We start from the raw sequence: 17,409 nt of genomic DNA, 5'->3' as shown, positions 1-17,409 counted from the left end.
CCGCGGCTCGGCTTCCTCTTGTCCCTTTCGGGTTGATATTTTCACGATGCGGCAGGATTCACTTGATGTTACGGCCTGCAAGTTTGCTTCCTTCCGCCTTTTGCGGAATTTTTCACAGGGCTTCAGACGCCGGATTTCTCCGACGCCTGCCTGCTAGCTACGGGGCAGCTTGGCCTTTACCCCGACCGGACTTGCACCGGTTAGTTATGCCTAGCTTGGCTAGGCGCGCGTTGTACAAAATACAACATTTGCTGACTTTGGGCGCCTGTTGCGAATGTGCAGATGGGAGTTCATTGGGCGGTCCGAATAGGAGACCGTGAGATCAGGTCGAATTGGAAGCCGCGAGATCGGCTCGAATGGAGGCGGCGGAATCGGCTCGAATGAAAGCCTGCGGAGTCGGCTCGAAAGTGCACAACGTGTTGGGGGCACGGAACCCAAGCCCAAGACACGGAAACCAGTCGGGGCACGGGCACTAGCCGGGGGACGAGCCTGAGCCCTGTTTCGCGCTGGACGCCTATAGCGAACGAATATCGCTTCATCGATCTAAGACGAGCGCCTCCTCTGCCAGCGGCGCCACCTGCGATACTGAAAATTCGCCGGCGGGCTTCGTCGATCGTCGAATTATCAGATAGGCCTATGAAAAAACGGAAACCCCCTATATATGGAAAATGGCGCCGGTGTAAGATGAATAATGTAGTTGAAACCGTTATCAAAAGGAGTTGACGTTGATGAGTAAAGCGAACAAATGGATCGCGCTGCTGCTCTCCCCGGTGCTCGCGGCGACGCTGCTGCAGCCGGCTGCCGGCTCGGCAAGCGCGGATGCAGCCGGGCGGCTGCCGGCATTTCCCGGCGCAGAAGGCGGCGGCATGTACACGACCGGCGGGAGAGGCGGCGAGGTGTACGAGGTAACGAACCTGAACGACTCCGGCCCCGGTTCGCTGAGGGATGCGGTCAGCCAAGGCAACCGGACGATCGTCTTCCGCGTGTCCGGCAACATCGACCTGAAGTCGAAGCTGATCATCCGCGCCTCCAATTTGACCTTGGCCGGGCAGACGGCGCCGGGAGACGGCATCAGCATCAATCATTATCCGGTCATCGTCGATGCGGACAACATTATCATCCGCTATTTGCGCTTCCGGCTCGGGGACATTCCGCCTGGCGAAGAGGACGCCATGTCCATCCGCAAGCGCAAAAACATCATCATCGACCACTCCTCGTTCTCGTGGGCGATCGACGAGGTGCTGTCCCCGTACGAGAATGAGAATACGACCGTGCAGTGGTCGATCATCGGCGAGGCGCTGCACATGTCGAAGCACAAAAAAGGGCGGCACGGCTTCGGCGGCTTATGGGGCTCGGGCAATTCCACCTACCATCATAACCTGATCATCCATAACGCCAGCCGCAACGCCCGTTTCAAAGGCACGGTCAAGGAAGATCCGACGCTCGACTTCCGCAACAACGTCATCTACAACTGGAATTACCAATCGGCGTATGGCGGGGACGCTTCGGAGCTGAATATGATCAACAACTATTTCAAGTACGGTCCGGACACGCTCCTGGACAAGCGGGCGCGCCTGCACGAGCAGACCGGTTCGCGCGGGTCTGTGTACATTGCCGGCAACTACGTCGACGGAAGCCCGGAGGTGACGGCGAACAACATGCTCGGCGTCGTCCTCGACGAGGGCAAGCAGGTTCGCACCGAGCCGGTACCCGCCGCTCCGGTAACGACGCATACGGCAGAAGAGGCGTACGAGCTCGTGCTCCAACAGGCCGGCGCGATCCTGCCCAAGCGGGATTCGGTGGACGCTCGTCTTGTCAGCGATGTGCGGAACCGCACCGGCCGGCAGATCAACTCGCAACGGGAGGTCGGCGGCTGGCCCGAGCTGAAGAGCCTCCCCGCTCCGCACGATTCGGACCATGACGGCATGCCTGACGAATGGGAGCTGGCGCACGGGCTGAATCCGAGCGATCCGTCCGACCGCAACGGCGATTTTAATGGAGACGGATATACGAATCTGGAGAAATATTTGAACTCGATCGTTTCAAACGGTACGAACAATCCGACCGTGCGGCTGACGAAGCCGCAGCTGCATCAGCAATTCCGAAACAACAGCACCGTCCTCATCGCCGCGGACGCGCACGATTCGGACGGAAAGATCGACCGCGTGGAGTTCTACGTGAACGGCGAGAAAATCGGCGAGGATCGGAAAGCGCCGTATCAGTTCGCCTGGCGCCGCGTCGCCGACGGCACCTATTACGTCATGGCCAAAGCGATCGACAACAGCGGCACATCGACCGATTCCGCTGCCGTGCCGATTCACGTCAATACGAATACGCGCACGGCTCCGTGGAAAGCGGTCGATGTCGGCAAGCCGGGCATTCCGGGGCATACTTCCGTCACCGACGGCGTGTATACCCTCAAGGGCTCCGGCAACTGGCGCGAGCACGACTCCTTCCACTTCGCCTATCGGAAGCTGAAAGGCGATGGCGAGATCGTCGCCCGCATCGACAGCATTACCGACGTGGCGCCGCATAACCGGGCCGGATTGATGATCCGCGAGAGCCTCGCTCCCGGCGCCCGCGAAGCGATGATGGCGCTGTCCGTCCGCGGCGAAGCCTATGTAGCGGTCTTCTATGACCGGAGCGAGACCGGAGCGGCGCTGTCCGAGACGCCGCCGATCGCCGGGCTGCATACGCCTTACTGGGTGAAGCTGGTGCGGACGGGCAATACGATCACCGGCTATATTTCGCAGGACGGCAGCAACTGGACGCCCGTCTCGTCCACGGAACTGACCGGCATCAGCGAAGTGTACATCGGCCTGGCCGTCGAAGCGGCGAAGGAAAACAATTTGATCGAGAACTACAACACGTCGAAGTTTTCCAACGTTTCGTTGACCGGTAGCGTGAAATAACCGACTTTGACTGCCGATTTCGCGTCCCCTGTCCCGGGAGAGAATAAGCCCATAGGACACCCCGATCCGAAGAGCTACTGCTCCGCCCTGGCCGGCGCCTACACGGAAGGAGCCGCAAGCCGGTTGGCGCACATTCGCACGCTCGATTTGAGCCAAATGTCGTTCGATCCGAATCTGAAATACGGCTACCGGAAAAGAACCGAGCTCGAGGAAGATTTGCTGCAGGCGCAGGAAGCGATCCGCTGGGCGGATCATCTCGTGTTCGTATATCCGACCTGGTGGGGCACGATGCCGGCCATTTTGAAAGGCTTTTTCGACCGCGTCCTGCTCCCGGGATTCGCTTACCGCTATCGCGACAATTCGCCGCTCTGGGATAAGCTGCTGACCGGCAAATCGGCCCGGCTGATCGTGACGATGGACACTCCGCCCTGGTACAACCGGTGGATCTACAAGCGGGCCGGCCATTCCGTGATGAAGCGCAATATTTTGAACTTCTGCGGGATTCGGCCTGTCCGCATCACCGAAATCAGTCCTGTCTCCCACTCGTCGGAACCGCAGCGGGTCCGCTGGCTGGAGAAGGTCAAGCGGCTCGGTTCACAGCTTGCTTGAACAGCCGGCGGCGATCACTCGAACAGGTCGGTCACGGCACCTTTGGCTGCGGATGAGACCAATCGGGCGTATTTGGCGAGCGCCCCGGATGCCGCCTTCAGCGGTGGAGCCGTCCACTCCGAACGGCGCTTCGCCAGCTCATCCGGCGGCACGTCCATAGAAATTTCCTGCGTCTCGCTGTCGATCGTCACGAGATCTCCGTCGCATTCGCAACGATCTCAATGGAATCGGCAATCGCTTCGCGGCTCGGCAGCGAGTAGGTCATGCCCTCATGCCCCATCGAAATGCCGTCGGAGACGGTAATCGTGTTGAAAATCAGCGGCGCCCCGCCGTGCTCGGCAATGCCCTTTTTGGCGCTGACGGCCAGCTTGTTAATATGCATGTTGCACGGCGTCACCTCGCTCCACGTGCTGGCGACGCCGAGCATCGGCTTGCTAAAATCGTCATCCTTGAATCCGACTGCCCGCAGCATCGCGCGGTTCGGAGCCCGATTCGCCCCCTCGCTGACCGCTTGACTCCGTATGCGCCAATCGTCCATTTCCTTCATCCTCATCGTTCCTTTCTTCAGATTAGATTAATGCGCCCAGCTCGTGCATCGGCCGGATGACGTTTTGCTTCATCATCGCCGAAGCCGCCGTTGCGTCACGCTTCTCCAGCGCGGCAACGATCGCGGCATGCTCCTCCACAGAAGCGTTGGTCACCGCCGGCGGCTGCTTCAAGAACACGTACTTGAACCGGCGAATATGAATTTGCAGCGTTGCGCTGAAGGAAGCGATGTACGGATTGTCCGACAACTCCACGATCATATTGTGAAACTGCTCGTCAAGCTCCATCGCCTGATAAGGCTGCTCCTGACTGATCGCCTCGGCGAACCGGCCGCTTAGCGCCCTGAGCGATTCGAGCTGCTCCGGCGTAATGCGTTGCGCCGCGCATTCGGCAGCCAGCGCATGGAGTGCGGCAAGCGTCGGGTACATTTTGAAAATATCGTCCTTCTCGATGCCGGTCACTCTCGTTTTATCGCATATTATATTGAATGCAACTGTAATTTGGCTTCAGGCACCCGACTTCAAAAGTCAGCCCGTTAACTTTCCATATATCAAGATTGATTTACAACAGTCTGTACAAAAAGTACAATCTCAATATAACTACCTGACCGAAAGGAATTCATTCGATGAGCTTCCTGCTGACACAGCATGCGATCAAATCGATGTGCGGTCCTGCGGCATTCGACGAGGGCGAAAGAGTCCTCCGCGCCGGGCAGGTGATGTTCACCCATCGCGATGCCGGCGCGGCGCTTTTCGAGGCCGAAGTCCAGGGCGCCCTGGCGACCTGCCGCATCGTCGGCGGCGGGGAGGTGCTGGCGCAGTGCACCTGCTCTTCCCGCCCTTCCCCGGGCCGCTATTGCCCGCACGTCGCCGCCGTGCTGCTGGCGCTCTTTGAGGAGGAGCGCACTGGCCGGAGGCCGGGCCGTTCGTACGCTTCGCTGCTGTACCCGGAGGGCGAGCGGCCGCCCATGCCCGAGCCGCCGGACGATCCGGACGCGGACGGCGAAGCGGCGAACCGTCCGGCGCCGGATGCCAGGCTGACGAGCGCCATGCTCGGCCTCTTCGCGGAGGCGGCGCCGCTGAGTCCGAACCGCTCCCGGCCGCTCCTCTTCGACTCGCGAACCGCGCTCGAGGCGGAGTTCATCTGCAAGCCCGTCGCCTTGCCAGGCGGGACGTACCTGCTCGGCATAGAGATGAGAATCGGGCCGAAACGGCTGTATATCGTCCCGGAGATTCGGGAGCTGCTGGCCCGCTTCGAGCTGGGGCGCGGGTACGACTGCTCGCGATATTTTGCCTACGAGCCCGAGCTGCACCGTTTTCGCCCGGAGGATGAGGCGGTGATGCGCCAGCTGCTGCAGATCGTCCATCACGAAACGCTGTACCGCGAAGCCCCGGGCCGCACCGCTTCGCGGAGCCGGGCCGCGGGCAGCGGACGGCTGCTGCCGGTTCCTCCGCTCGCATGGGAGCCGCTGCTCCCCTTGCTGGCCGCAGCCCCAGCCGTGCGCCTCGAGCTGAACGGGACGGCTTATGACGGTATCCGTCTGAGCGACGAGCCGCTGCCGCTTCGCTTTCAGCTCGGCAAAGCCGCAGACGACGGTCTGCGGCTGGAGATCGACGGCTTGGACAAGCTTGTCGTGCTGGAGCCGTACGGCATGGCGCTCGCCGAAGGAAAGCTGGTGAAGCTGCCGCCTGAGGACGCCCGCCGTCTGGCGGAGCTAAAGCGGCTGATGGAGGAGCTTCCCCGCAGGCGGCAGCTGCGGATCGCTCCGGAGCAGGCGGCGCCTTTCGTCGAGCGGGCGGTGCCGGGACTGGCGAAGCTGGGGACGGTGCAGCTTGCCGAATCCGCCGCCGGCTGGATTTTGCGGAAGCCGCTGCAGGCAAGGCTGTATTTGGACCGGCTGAAGGACAGGCTGCTCGCCGGGCTGGAGTTCCAATACGGCGACATCGTCATCAACCCGTTGGAGGAAGCGAGCCGGCAGCGCGGTGCGGACCGTATCGTCATGCGGGATGCGGACCGGGAACGGCGCATCCTGGAGCTGATGGAGGAAGGCGGCTTCATCCGGACGGAAAGCGGCTATTTCATGAAAGCGAGGAAGCGGAATACGATTTCCTGGTCTACGTGCTGCCCCGGCTGCAGGAGCTGCTGGAGGTGCATGCCACCTCGGCCGTCAAAGCGCGGCTGCATCCCGGACCCGCTTCGGTGAAAGCGATCGCGGATGTCGACGAGCGAACTGACTGGCTGGAAGTCCGCTTCGATATCGACGGCATTCCCGAGGCCGAGATTCGCAAGCTGCTCCGCGCGCTTGAAGATAAGAGCAAATATTACCGTCTGCCCGGCGGCGCGCTGATGAATCTGGACCGCCCGGATTTTCGCGAGATTGCCCAAATGATGGAAAGCGCCGGCATCCGCAGCAGCGCCGTGCAGGGCGGCGGCGTCCGCCTGCCGGCCATTCGGGGGCTGCTGCTGGCCGATATGCAGGGACAGGGCGGCGCCATCGCCTTAAGCAAGCCGCTGCGCCGGATGCTTGAGCATTTGCGGAATCCGGACCATCTCGATTTCCCTGTGCCGGAACGCCTGGCCGGCGTGCTTCGCGATTACCAGACGTACGGCTTCCAATGGATGAAGACGCTCGCCCGCTATCGTTTCGGGGGCATTTTGGCCGACGATATGGGGCTTGGCAAAACGATTCAAAGCATCGCCTTCCTCGTCTCCGTGCTGCCCGAGATCAGGGAGCGGGGAATGCCGGCGCTCATCGTCTGCCCGGCTTCCCTCATGTACAACTGGCGCAACGAGCTGCAGCGGTTCGCTCCGCAGGTCAAGGCGGTCATCGCCGACGGCGGCAAGGCGGAACGCATCGCGGCGCTGCGGGATGCCCTGGCTTCCCGGGCCGATGTCGTCATCGTCTCGTATCCGCTATTGCGGATGGACGCCGCCCTGTACGCGGCCCAGCCGTTCCATACGCTTATTCTGGACGAAGCGCAGGCGTTCAAGAACGATTCGACCCAGACGGCGAAGACGGTGAAGGCGCTCCAAGCGGCGCACCGCTTCGCGCTGACGGGAACGCCGCTGGAGAACTCGCTGGGCGAATTGTGGTCGATCTTTGACGCCGTCATCCCCGGGCTGTTTCCGGACCAACGAACGTTCGCCAGTTGGCCGCGCGACGTGATTGCCAGGCGCATTCGCCCGTTTCTGCTGCGCAGGCGAAAAAGCGACGTGCTGAAGGAGCTGCCGGAGAAGATCGAGTCGATCCATGCCGCCGAGCTGCTGCCCGAGCAAAAGAAGCTGTACGCGGCGTACCTCGCCAAATTGCGAAAGGAAGCGCTGAAGCATTTGAACGACGACACCTTCGAGAAGAACCGCCTCAAAATATTGGCTGGCCTCACCCGGCTCCGCCAGCTGTGCTGCCACCCCGCCCTGTTCGTCGAAGGTTACGAGGGCGGCTCGTCCAAGCTGGAGCAGCTGATGGACATTGTGGAACAGGCCGGCAGCGCGGGAAAGCGCCTGCTCGTGTTCTCGCAATTTACGACGATGCTGGAGCTGATCCGGCGGGAGCTCGGCTGGCGGGGAGTGCCGTTCTTTTATTTGGACGGGTCCACGCCGGCGGCGGAGCGGGTCGAGCTGTGCCAGCGGTTCAACGACGGCGAGCGCGACGTGTTCCTGATCTCGCTGAAGGCCGGCGGCACCGGACTGAACTTGACCGGAGCGGATACGGTCGTCCTCTATGACCTGTGGTGGAATCCCGCCGTCGAAGAGCAGGCCGAGAGCCGCGCCCACCGGATCGGGCAAAGAAGCGCCGTTCAGGTTATCCGCCTGATCGCCCAGGGCACTCTGGAAGAGAAAATGTACGAGCTGCAGCAGAAGAAAAAGCGTCTGATCGACGAGGTGATCGAGTCCGGCGGGGAGGCGTCGGCCGCTCTGTCCGAGCAGGAGCTGCGGGAGCTGTTGATGATATGAAAAACAGTTAAGCCCTGGACTTTCGCATGAATACGGCGGTCCAGGGCTTATTCGGCCCGGCTGTGTTCGCTTGCGCGGGCCGCTTCGGCTTCGGCAGAGGTTTTGCTGAATCTTGCCTCGATGCGGCGGCTGACATACAGCGAGCCCGCCAGGAACAAGGCGACATACAGCAGCCGCCAAGGGTCCTCCGCATAGCGGGAAAGGTCGTAGCCGATATACGAGACCGTGAACACCATAACGGCTTTCCCTGCAGAGACGGCGAGCGCGAAGGTGCGAAACCGCATCCCTGCCAGCGCGGCGGCAACGTTGATGACGACGAACGGCCCGACGGGAAACAGGCTGAGCAGAAAGACGTAGCTGAATCCATTGCGCTGCACCCACCTCATGCCCTTGCGCACCTTGGGCTTGCCGGCCCAGTGCTGCAGCAGCCGGTGCCCGGCGATTTTGCGCACGAGCAGGAACGTCACCATGCAGCCGCCAATCATGCCGAGCCACGAGTAGAGAAATCCGAGCCATAACCCGTATACGACCGCGTTCACGCTGACGATGAGCAGCGTGGGCAGCGGCGGAACGAACGATTTCATAAACGTGAGCGCGATGCCCGGCAGCGGTCCGAACGACCGAAATCGCTCCAGCAGCTCGAGCAGCTGCGCTTCATTCAAATTCGCAATCCAATCGGTTAACCCCATGTTTCGTTTTCGCCCGCTTCCTAATATGTAGACACCGCTGACGACGAACGCAGCCTCGTCACCTGGCCGTCTCCTTCGGTTGCTAACCATGTGCTGACGATCCTCATCCAATGATTAAGAAAAACGTCTATCGACGCCCATTCAAGGATGAGCGACCGCGATTCAGCGGTTGTTTTTCTTGGTACAGAAAGTCGCACTTCGCTTGCCTTTAGCGAAGTTAGACTTTCTGTAACGATAAGAAAAACGTCTATCGACGCCCATTCAAGGATGAGCGACCGCGATTCAGCGGTTGTTTTTCTTGGTACAGAAAGGTGATCCCTTACGAATTCCATCGTACCGGAAGCGAGCCGAGAAAACAAGCGGTATCCCGTTTCTGCCACCCGGTCGCCACCGGTCTGGCATGGCGGTCAGTACATTTCTGCGGCCAAATCCATATGAACTCCGATGGCCGCCCGGCTTCCTTCGGCTGCGGCAATGACCAGCTGCGACGGCGCCACGCTGGTCGCGTCCCCGGCGGCGTATACGCCGCCTACGCTCGTGCGGCCGTAATCGTCTGTCGCGATGCCGCCCATCTTGTTGAAGGCGCAGCCCAGCTTGGCGCCGAACGCCGATCGCTGGGAAAGCTGCGGCGTCACGAAGCCCCCTTCCCTGAAAATCGTTGTGCTGTCCCGGAAGCGGATGCCTTCCAGGTGGCCTTCGCGGCCGTAAAAAGCGGCAATCGGACTGAGCGCGACGCGAATGCCGTGCCGGCGCAGCCGTTCCAGCTGCTCCGCGGTCAGCAAGGCACGCCCGTTCGTGCACACGACCAAATCCCGGCTCCAGCTGCGAATCAGCATCGCCGTGCGGAACACGCTCGGCTGCTCCGACACGAGCGCCAGCGGCTTGTCCCGAAGCTCCCAGCCGTGGCAGTGCGGGCAGCTGAACAGGCTTTGCCCGTAAAAATCGCGAAAGCCCTCGATAGCCGGGAACGATTCCTTCAGTCCGGTGGCGATGATCAGCTTGCGCGCTTCAAAGCGGTCGCCCTGCACGGTATGAATCCGAAAGCCGCCGGCCGTTTTCTCCACATCCGCAGCCTCGCGCTCGCACCGGCGAATCGACGGATAACGCGCCAATTCCTCGTGCGCGATCCGGCGCAGCTCGGACGGCTTGACGCCGTCCCGCGTCAAAAAGCCGTGAGAGGCATGCGCTGCGGCATGGCGCGGCCGGTTGCCGTCGATCAGAAGCACGCTCCGCCGCGCTCTGCCGAGCATAAGCGCCGCATTCAGCCCGGCCGGGCCTCCCCCGATAATGGCGCAGTCGAAGTGCATGGCTCTCTCCCCTTCCATTCGGCAGCGAAATCGTCGCTTGCGCGCTGTGCCGATTCATTCGCACCTACATCCTATGAAGGGGCCAAGCGCGATATGCGAAGCGGTTCGCCGCTTGCCAATCGAGCCGCTTGCGGAGCGGCCCTTCCTCCTCCGCCGACTCGAACAGCGCGTTGCCGCTCTGAGGTTCAGGGGGGAATCCCATCCGCTTCCATCTACTCATGCGGCGAACCGGGAGTCGCGGCTCTGCCTAATCGGCGCCGTTTCAAGGACGAGCGCTCGCGATCGCCTCGGCGGTCTCGCGGAGCCTGGGCAAATACCGAAGCGCCTCCCCGGCGCGGCGGCGGCGGGCTTCGGCGGTCGCGGCGCCCAGGTCCGCAAGCAACTCCTCGAACGCCGGGACGAGCGCCTCCTTCGCCTGCGGCAGAGCGTCGGCGGCCAATATTTTATGGCAGCGGGCGAAGGTGGCCGCGATCCAGAATACTGCTTCGCGGTGGTTGCCGGCCCGGATCAGCTGGATGCTGCCGTCGATGACGATCGGCCGGGCGGCCGGCGTAATGTCCGTGCTGAAGAAGAACGGCGTTCTGGCCGCTCTGGCCGCCGCATCGAACGTGCGGGCGAGCGCGTCCACATGATGCCGGACGCGCTGCGGCGTCATCCCGGCGCAGCCGAGCAGCTCCAGCAGCTCGCCGTACCGGTCGGCGAAGCCAAATTCCTCCAGCACGCCGCGCGCGGCCAGATAGCGGAGCCGCACCGTCGGATTGCGCAGCGCGGCGACGAGCGGCGCGTGCGCCATGACGCCGGTCGGAAACAGCCAGGCCGTCGCCTGGTCGTGCAGCGGCGCGGTCTCGTCGAGGCTGCGCAGACCGTGCTCGATCTTCTGCAGAACATGCTCGCTGCGGCGGCGCACCCACTTTCGCTCGGCGAAGCAGCGCGACACCTCGCGCTGCAGCTCGCGCAGCTGCCCCGTCGGATCGGCGATGATCGTATCCGTGCGGAAGCTGCCCGCCAGGTGGTAGGAAGCAAGCACCGCCTCAGGTGAGGATAGCTCGCTGCGGGACAAATACGTGACTTCCAGCAGAGCGTCCCGGTATATGAATTTCCCCGGCTTCATCGGCGCCTCGTCGTGGGAAATCACGACAACGACGTCGATATCGGAAGCGGATGACAGCTCCTCCCCGTCAGGTCGCCCTACCGTCGAGCCGCTGAAATAGGCTCCGACGAACCATTCCTCCCGGCCGGCGTACTTATGAACCCAGTCCGCCGCTGCCTGGCGCGCTTCGCCGATCTTCATGAACGCTCCCCCCGCCTCTGTGCCGGAGCGATTCCTTCAGCCGCAATCGCGCCGCTCCGAGCGCTTGTTTGGTTCCAAAGGTGTTGCCGCATCAAGCCCATCCCCTCTCTTGACTGCTGCCCATGCGGGAATTTCCATCAGCCTGCAGCCGGATCGCACAAGCCATCGCCATATTCGCGCGGGTGTTCCTGCACTTCCGGCAAGCCCGTTAAGCGCTAAGCGCAAGTCGCCGTCATTGCCCCAGGCGGGCGAGCCGCTCCTCCACTCTCGGAAAAACCCGCAGCGCATTGCGGTAAAACACGTCGTCATGATGCTGCTCGGGAACGAGCCGCCGGACAAAATCGATATAGACGTCGATCGGGGCGAGCGGCCAGTCGGTGCCGAACAGCATTTTGTCGTAACGGTCCGCATAGACGAGCGCCCGCCGGAAGTGATCCATGAACAGCGGCTCGTTCATAAACCGCTCGAAATGCGGCCGGTTGCCGACGACCAGACCGGACAAATCGGCGTACACGTTCGGGTTTTTGGCCACGACCTCGGCGGCGTCCATCACCCACGGGTCGCCCAAATGGCAGAGCATAAAGCGGACGTCCCTGTAACGATAAGCCAGCTCGTCGACCGTCAGCGGATGGGAATATTTCAGCAGGCCGTTCATGGAATAAGTATCCCCGGTATGTATGACGACCGGCACATCGAACTGCCGGGCCAGCTCATAGACCGGCGCGTACACCTCGTCCGTGACGAAATAATGATAATACCCGGCATACAGCTTGATCCCCGCGACCTCGTCGGAGGCCAGCCGCTCTTCAATGCGCTCCAGCTCCTTTCGGCCTTCGGGCGAAGCGAGACGAACCGGGTTGATGCCGACGCATTCCATCAGAAACGGCGGAAGCGGATCGGACAGATCGAGCCTCATCGGATTCGCCGCCTTGATGTCGGGAAAAGCGCCGGGGGACGTCTCCTCGACGCCCATGCCGACGCCCAGCACGACGCCGCAGCGCTCGAATTCGCGCCGCAGCCCGAGCTCGGTATAGTCCACGCCCGAGAGCTCCCGCGCCGTATGGCGGAAGCTCTCGATGCTCGAAAGATGAATATGAATATCGATAATCGGCATGATGCCCTCCTGTTGTCGCTTACGAATTGGCAAAGCGGATGTCCGCCAGGCCGCGCAGTTCCTTGTACGTTAAAGGGGCATGGGCAAAGGCGAAGAAGACCGGCGACGCCCATGCCGTATCTCCGTCCGCCAGCGGCAAGCGCTCCGCGCATTCGTGCTGGATGAGCAGATTGTTGGTATAGAAGCCCGCTTCCGAGCCCGGATGGCGGTTGACCGCGTGCAGCACCGCCTGACGGCGGTCGGAGCCGAAGCGGGTCACGCCTTCCGCCGGCGCATCGCAGCTGCTTTGGCCGCAGCGGTACCGGATGCCGCCGCTCGTCTCGATCCATCCTGCGTCAAGCGCCGGGCCGGGGAGGAAGAAGCTTTGGATCGTGCTCCGGAAACGGTGAAAAGACAGTCCGCTCCGATTCGTCAGGCGGGTTACGCAGCAGAGCACCGGAGCGCCCGGCAGCAATAGCGCGAACAGGGTGAACGCGATGCCGCGGTTTTTCTCGTGCTTCCGCACCCGGGTATGCAGGGCGATGCCGCGCCATTCGTTGCCCAGGTTGTCGGTCAGAGCGGCAAACTCGGCGCAGCGCTCTTCCTCCTGCTGCGACAGCGCGGACAGTCCCTGCACCGCCGCCGAAATGCCGCCGTGCCACGGATTCCACCACGAACGGGGGCCCGGCTGCGGGTAGGAGCTGTCAAGCCATTCCTCGCCCTCGTATACGAGCGAATGGAGACCTGCGCCGAACGCAGGCGACGCGGCAATCGTCAGCACGCCGTTCGTGCAGCGGTACAGTTCCCCGTCCGCCTCCCGTTCGCTCCGCACCGGTTCGTCCGACAGCGGGATGAGGGCGGTGCGCCGTTCCAGACGGTGCGCCGTCGTCTCCAGCTGCATCCGCACCGGCACGATCGTCCCCGGCTTCAGCGGCCCGACCGGGAACTCCGCGGCGCGGATATCGTCCTCCTGACGGAACGAGGCCCGGACCTCTTCGAACGACCCGTCCGGCGAAGACAGCGTCAGCTCTCCGTCCAGCGGCTGGTTCCGGTGCTGCCGCACCGCAAGCCGCGCGTCCGGAAGCACGAACGGATGGCCGCAGGCCGCCTGAAGCTCGACATCCTCCTTAAGCAGTGGCCGCAGCGGCTCCCTTCGCTTTTGCGCGTAGCTGCGAAAGTCCCACCAGTCCGTAAACGTGCCGATGGCAAGCAGCGTCGGCTCTGTGCGGAAGCTTGCCCCTGCGGCCAGCCGGCCGAGCGAATGCTCGATGCCGAGATGCCATTCGGACTGCACGAGCTTCGCGTCCGGATGCCAGCAAAAGCCGCTCGCCAGCCGCTTGCCGCGGCTGAACAGCCAGTTTTCGGAGATGCGCCCGATGTCCCATTCGTCAAAGTTGGTCGGTAGCTCCTCAAGATCGAAGTAGCTGCCGTCGTAAGGAAGCACCAGCCTCCTGGAATCATGATAGAAGCCTGTGATCAGATGCAAATCGCCGCGCCCCGGCTCGCCGGATTCGTTCGTCACCTCGCACTCGTGACGCACGATGCCGCTTGCCTGGAGCCGGACCAGCACCGTCACGGTATAGCCGGGAAAATCGTCAGACCGGTATACCGCCTTCAGCGCCATCGCCTCGCCGTCCTCATACACCTCGACCGTCTCCGCCTTTTTCTTCGAAAACTCCAGGGAATACGGCTTGCCGAGCTTCGGAAAAGTCCACTCCGTATACAGGTCGTGCATCAGACGGGACGCCCACACCGTGTTGCTCGTCTTGTTCAGCACGATCTTGTACGGGCCGTTCACCGCAACCCAGTTGTCGACCGCATCCCCGCCGAAGCGGCCGCTGCTGCCCTGGAACAAGCCGTGCAGCCTGCGGACGAAGACGAGCGGTTCGCCGCCCTCGGGCAGCGCCTTCATCTCCACTTCCTCCGAGTATAACCCGAAATCGCGAAGCGTGTAAGGCAGCCGCACCGTCGCCCTGCCGAGCGCCGGCACGCGGACCGAGACGCGGGAGAGACCGAAATCGACGAAGCCGGACGGCGGAAGCGTAAATTCGAAAGCTGCCGGCACCTTGTAATTATTCTCGAATGTGAGGAAAGCTTCCTCCTCCGCGCCGAGAAACTGCTCCTCCCTCTTCGTCTCCAGCTTCACCTTGGCGGGAAACTTCGGAGCGATGCCGGTGCGCAACTCCGCCTTCCTCCCGTTAATCGTCCATTCCGATGTCACGGCGGGATGCGTCTTCCACTCGTTCTGCTCCTCCAGCACCGGGTCCAGCGCGAATTCCCCTTCGACCGTCACCTCATCCCGCACCTGCACGGTGCGCTCCAGCCCGAAGCGGATATTTTTGTCGTCGCGCCCCCGAATCGTGCATTCCAGCGGTTTGCCGGATTTGTTGCGGATCACGTAACGGACCGGATAACGGCGGCCGAACACGAGCCCGTGCCCTTCAATCTCGGTATGAATCGAATAATCGTCCGTCTCGATCAACCGCAGCCCTCTGCCTGTCTTCTCGTATTCCAGCCTGAGCGATGCGCCCTCGCGCTGCCAACGGTATTCGAAATAATCGAAGCCGTTCTCGGAGCGGCCGTCCGGCGCGATGTCAAGGCTGCGGCAGCTGTCGGCATACCAATCGAACTGCGCCAAATAAGGCTCGAGCGCCTCGGTCTGCAGCACAGAAGGTATGAAATTCATCAGGTGGACGGAATCGTCCTTCTTTTCCCAGAAAAAGCCGCATTTCTTGTACATCGGCACCGCTTTCGTATTGCCGGCCCAGGTGAACAGGTCGAGCCGCGGCCAGCCGAGTGCAACGGTCGTCTCCACCGCTTTGAGAATGAGCGCCTTTCCGATCTTGCGTCCGTGATAATCCGGCCTCACGTTCAGCAGCGGCACATACAAGGCGCCTTCGTCGTGCCGGTAATGGGAGAAGCTGCAGAAGCCGACGACCTCTTCCCCGTCCACGGCGAGAAACACCCGCAGGTGTCCGGCGTTTTCCAGATCGCGGGCGACGTTGTCCGCGCTTTCGACGGTGCTGTCCCCGCCCCAGCTGTCGCGGCTGCGGTTCCACATATCGGCGATGGCCTGAGCCCATTCGGGAGCATAATCAATGATGCGAACGCTTTCGAGTACATTGCTGCGATGCATCGCTTCACCCTCTTTTAAATATGGAATACCTGAATTGTAAAATACTTCATACCAGAGGGTAAAGGGATTTTTCCAATCATAATCGTTTTTGCTTGTTCGGGCGAGGCGAAAGCTGCGCTTAATCCTCGATGGCCGCCTTGCGCGCATTGATGCGGCGAATCCGCTCGGGATCGAATTTCGGCCTGCGGTCGTACGTATACAGTCCGTTCACTTCCTGCTCGATATCGTACAGCTGCGTATAGCAGAAGCCGCAAATCATCGGATGCTCCAGAAGCGCGCTCGTCAGTCCCTCGTACCGTTCCAGAAATTCCTGCTCCGATGCAGGCCTGTTGCCGTATCCCCACGCCTTGCCGTCCTGCTGCCCGGGATTCCACCAGATGCCGCCGTATTCGCTGACGAAGTAAGGCTGCCCCTCGTACGTTTGCCTGTCGGGGAACGTATTGTACGCTTCGCCGCCCGCCTTCATCGGCTCGAACTTGGCCCGGAACGTCTCCGGGTTTTGCTCGTAATCGTGGATGTCGAATATGTCGGTCGCGACATGGAAGTTGCCGCTCGTATCGATGACCGGGCGCGTCGGATCGAGCCGCTTGGTCGTCTCGTACACGATGCGCAGCACCTCGTCGTTCTGCCTCGTCCCGTCTCGGTCCCACGTTTCGTTGAACGGGCACCAGCCGATGACGGAAGGATGATTCCGGTCGCGCTCCACCCCCTCGAGCCATTCCGGCAAAAAGGCTTCCAGCCCGCGAGAAGTCGTAATATCGAGCCCCCAGTTGCCGTGCTCGCCCCAGACGAGGTAGCCGAGCCGGTCAGCCCAGTACAAAAAGCGCGGCTCGAACATTTTCTCATGCAGCCTTGCTCCGTTGAAGCCGAGCCCCAGCGCGATTTCGATATCGCGGCGTAGGTCGTCGTCCGTCGGGGCCGTGTAGATGCCGTCCGGGTAGAAGCCCTGGTCGAGCACGAGCCGCTGAAACAGCGAGCGGCCGTTCAGACGAAATGCCAACCCGTCCAGCGCGACTGTGCGCAGGCCGAAATACGAGGCGACCGTATCGCTTTCATATCCGGGCCTGTCGAGGGACAGAGACAAGTCGTACAGCCGGCCGCAGCCCGCCTCCCACAGGTGCGTCTCGGCAAGCGGAAGCGTCAGCCGCACCGTGCTGCCGGACGCCTTGGCGGATGCGCTGCCCATCGGCTTGCCCTGATACGAAGCGGAAGCGTTCAGCGTCGCTTCCGCCGCATAGCGGGACAGCTTGGCCTCGATATGCACGCAGCCATTGTCCGGATCGGGGACGAGGCCGAAATCGGCCAAATAGACGTCCGGCACATATTCCAGCCACACCGTCTGCCAAATGCCGGTCGTTCTCGTATAATCGCAATCGTGCGATTCGTACCGCCCGCTCTGCTTACCGCGCGGCTGCAGCCCCGATCTGACGTCGTCCTCGGCATAGACCGTGACAATATTGGCGCCCGGCCTGACGACAGCGCTGATGTCGAAGCAGAACGATGCATAGCCGCCGCGATGAATGCCGACGGATTGGCCGTTAATCCACACCTCCGCCGCGTAATCGACCGCGCCGAAGTGCAGCAGCGTGCGGCCGTTCAACCAGGCTTCGGGCACAGTAAATTCCCTTTTGTACCAGACGGCGGCCATAAAATCTTTGTACTCGACGCCCGACAGCCGGCTCTCCGGGCAGAACGGCACGGTAATCGCGCCAGCCAGCTGCGCGCCGGGCTCCTGACGGCCCCGCTGCTTGCCGCTGCGGCCGTGATCGATCTCGAACTGCCAGACGCCGTTCAAATTGATCCAATGCGGCCGAACCCGCTGCGGCCTCGGATGCTCGGGACGGGGAATGGCGGTCATGGAACATCTCTCCT

10 protein-coding genes and 2 pseudogenes are annotated in these 17,409 nt (G+C 62.1%); 3 read left to right on the top strand and 9 right to left on the bottom strand.

All coding sequences use genetic code 11. The annotated features are described in order from the left end of the window. Positions 1-728: 728 nt before the first annotated feature. Together F591_RS0114700 and F591_RS0114695 are read left to right on the top strand one after the other, a co-directional pair. On the top strand, positions 729-2,912 hold the full coding sequence (locus F591_RS0114700) for an Ig-like domain-containing protein (RefSeq protein ID WP_019535381.1): 2,184 nt from the start codon (positions 729-731) through the stop codon (positions 2,910-2,912). A 51-nt stretch (positions 2,913-2,963) separates the two neighbouring features. After that, positions 2,964-3,521, top strand: a complete 558-nt coding sequence (locus F591_RS0114695; RefSeq protein WP_026326629.1) for an NAD(P)H-dependent oxidoreductase — start codon at positions 2,964-2,966, stop codon at positions 3,519-3,521. Between the two features lie 14 nt (positions 3,522-3,535). Here the strand turns inward: F591_RS0114695 and F591_RS30440 are convergent, their stop codons facing one another. From F591_RS30440 to F591_RS28185, 3 genes and pseudogenes are all read right to left on the bottom strand, one after another. Next, positions 3,536-3,712 carry a dihydroxy-acid dehydratase domain-containing protein gene (locus F591_RS30440; RefSeq protein ID WP_019535379.1) on the bottom strand — a complete coding sequence of 59 codons (177 nt, stop codon included), beginning with the start codon at positions 3,710-3,712 and terminating at the stop codon, positions 3,536-3,538. A gap of 11 nt (positions 3,713-3,723) precedes the next feature. Beyond that, positions 3,724-4,068, bottom strand: a pseudogene (locus F591_RS0114685) (dihydroxy-acid dehydratase domain-containing protein); the annotation flags it as partial. A gap of 22 nt (positions 4,069-4,090) precedes the next feature. Next, on the bottom strand, positions 4,091-4,528 hold the full coding sequence (locus tag F591_RS28185; RefSeq protein ID WP_019535377.1) for an FCD domain-containing protein: 438 nt from the start codon (positions 4,526-4,528) through the stop codon (positions 4,091-4,093). Positions 4,529-4,692: 164 nt separating this feature from the next. On the opposite strand from F591_RS28185, the pseudogene F591_RS28180 reads away from it, so the two are divergent. Further along, positions 4,693-8,021, top strand: a pseudogene (locus F591_RS28180) (DEAD/DEAH box helicase). Between the two features lie 47 nt (positions 8,022-8,068). Here F591_RS28180 and F591_RS0114670 read toward each other — a convergent pair. From F591_RS0114670 to F591_RS0114640, 6 genes are all read right to left on the bottom strand, one after another. Further along, positions 8,069-8,710, bottom strand: coding sequence for a TVP38/TMEM64 family protein (locus tag F591_RS0114670; protein ID WP_019535376.1), 642 nt, complete (start codon positions 8,708-8,710; stop codon positions 8,069-8,071). A 407-nt stretch (positions 8,711-9,117) separates the two neighbouring features. Continuing rightward, the gene (locus F591_RS0114665; protein WP_019535375.1) at positions 9,118-10,017 is read right to left on the bottom strand and encodes an NAD(P)/FAD-dependent oxidoreductase; all 900 of its coding nucleotides are present in this window, start codon (positions 10,015-10,017) and stop codon (positions 9,118-9,120) included. 262 nt (positions 10,018-10,279) lie between these two features. Further along, a complete protein-coding gene (locus tag F591_RS0114655) occupies positions 10,280-11,308 on the bottom strand; it encodes a hypothetical protein (RefSeq protein WP_019535373.1) in 1,029 nt (342 codons plus the stop codon). A gap of 232 nt (positions 11,309-11,540) precedes the next feature. Continuing rightward, the gene (locus tag F591_RS0114650; protein ID WP_019535372.1) at positions 11,541-12,422 is read right to left on the bottom strand and encodes an amidohydrolase family protein; all 882 of its coding nucleotides are present in this window, start codon (positions 12,420-12,422) and stop codon (positions 11,541-11,543) included. Positions 12,423-12,441: 19 nt separating this feature from the next. Further along, entirely contained in the window at positions 12,442-15,537 is a 3,096-nt protein-coding gene (locus F591_RS0114645; RefSeq protein WP_019535371.1) for a GNAT family N-acetyltransferase, read from the bottom strand. A gap of 118 nt (positions 15,538-15,655) precedes the next feature. After that, complete coding sequence (locus F591_RS0114640; RefSeq protein ID WP_019535370.1) at positions 15,656-17,395, bottom strand: glycoside hydrolase family 2 protein; 1,740 nt, start codon at positions 17,393-17,395, stop codon at positions 15,656-15,658. Positions 17,396-17,409 lie beyond the last annotated feature (14 nt).

This window comes from Paenibacillus ginsengihumi DSM 21568 (assembly GCF_000380965.1).
Taxonomy (GTDB): Bacteria; Bacillota; Bacilli; order Paenibacillales; family NBRC-103111; genus Paenibacillus_G; species Paenibacillus_G ginsengihumi.
Note: the sequence above shows the minus strand (reverse complement) of the source record. Positions and strands in the feature narration are given on the sequence as shown.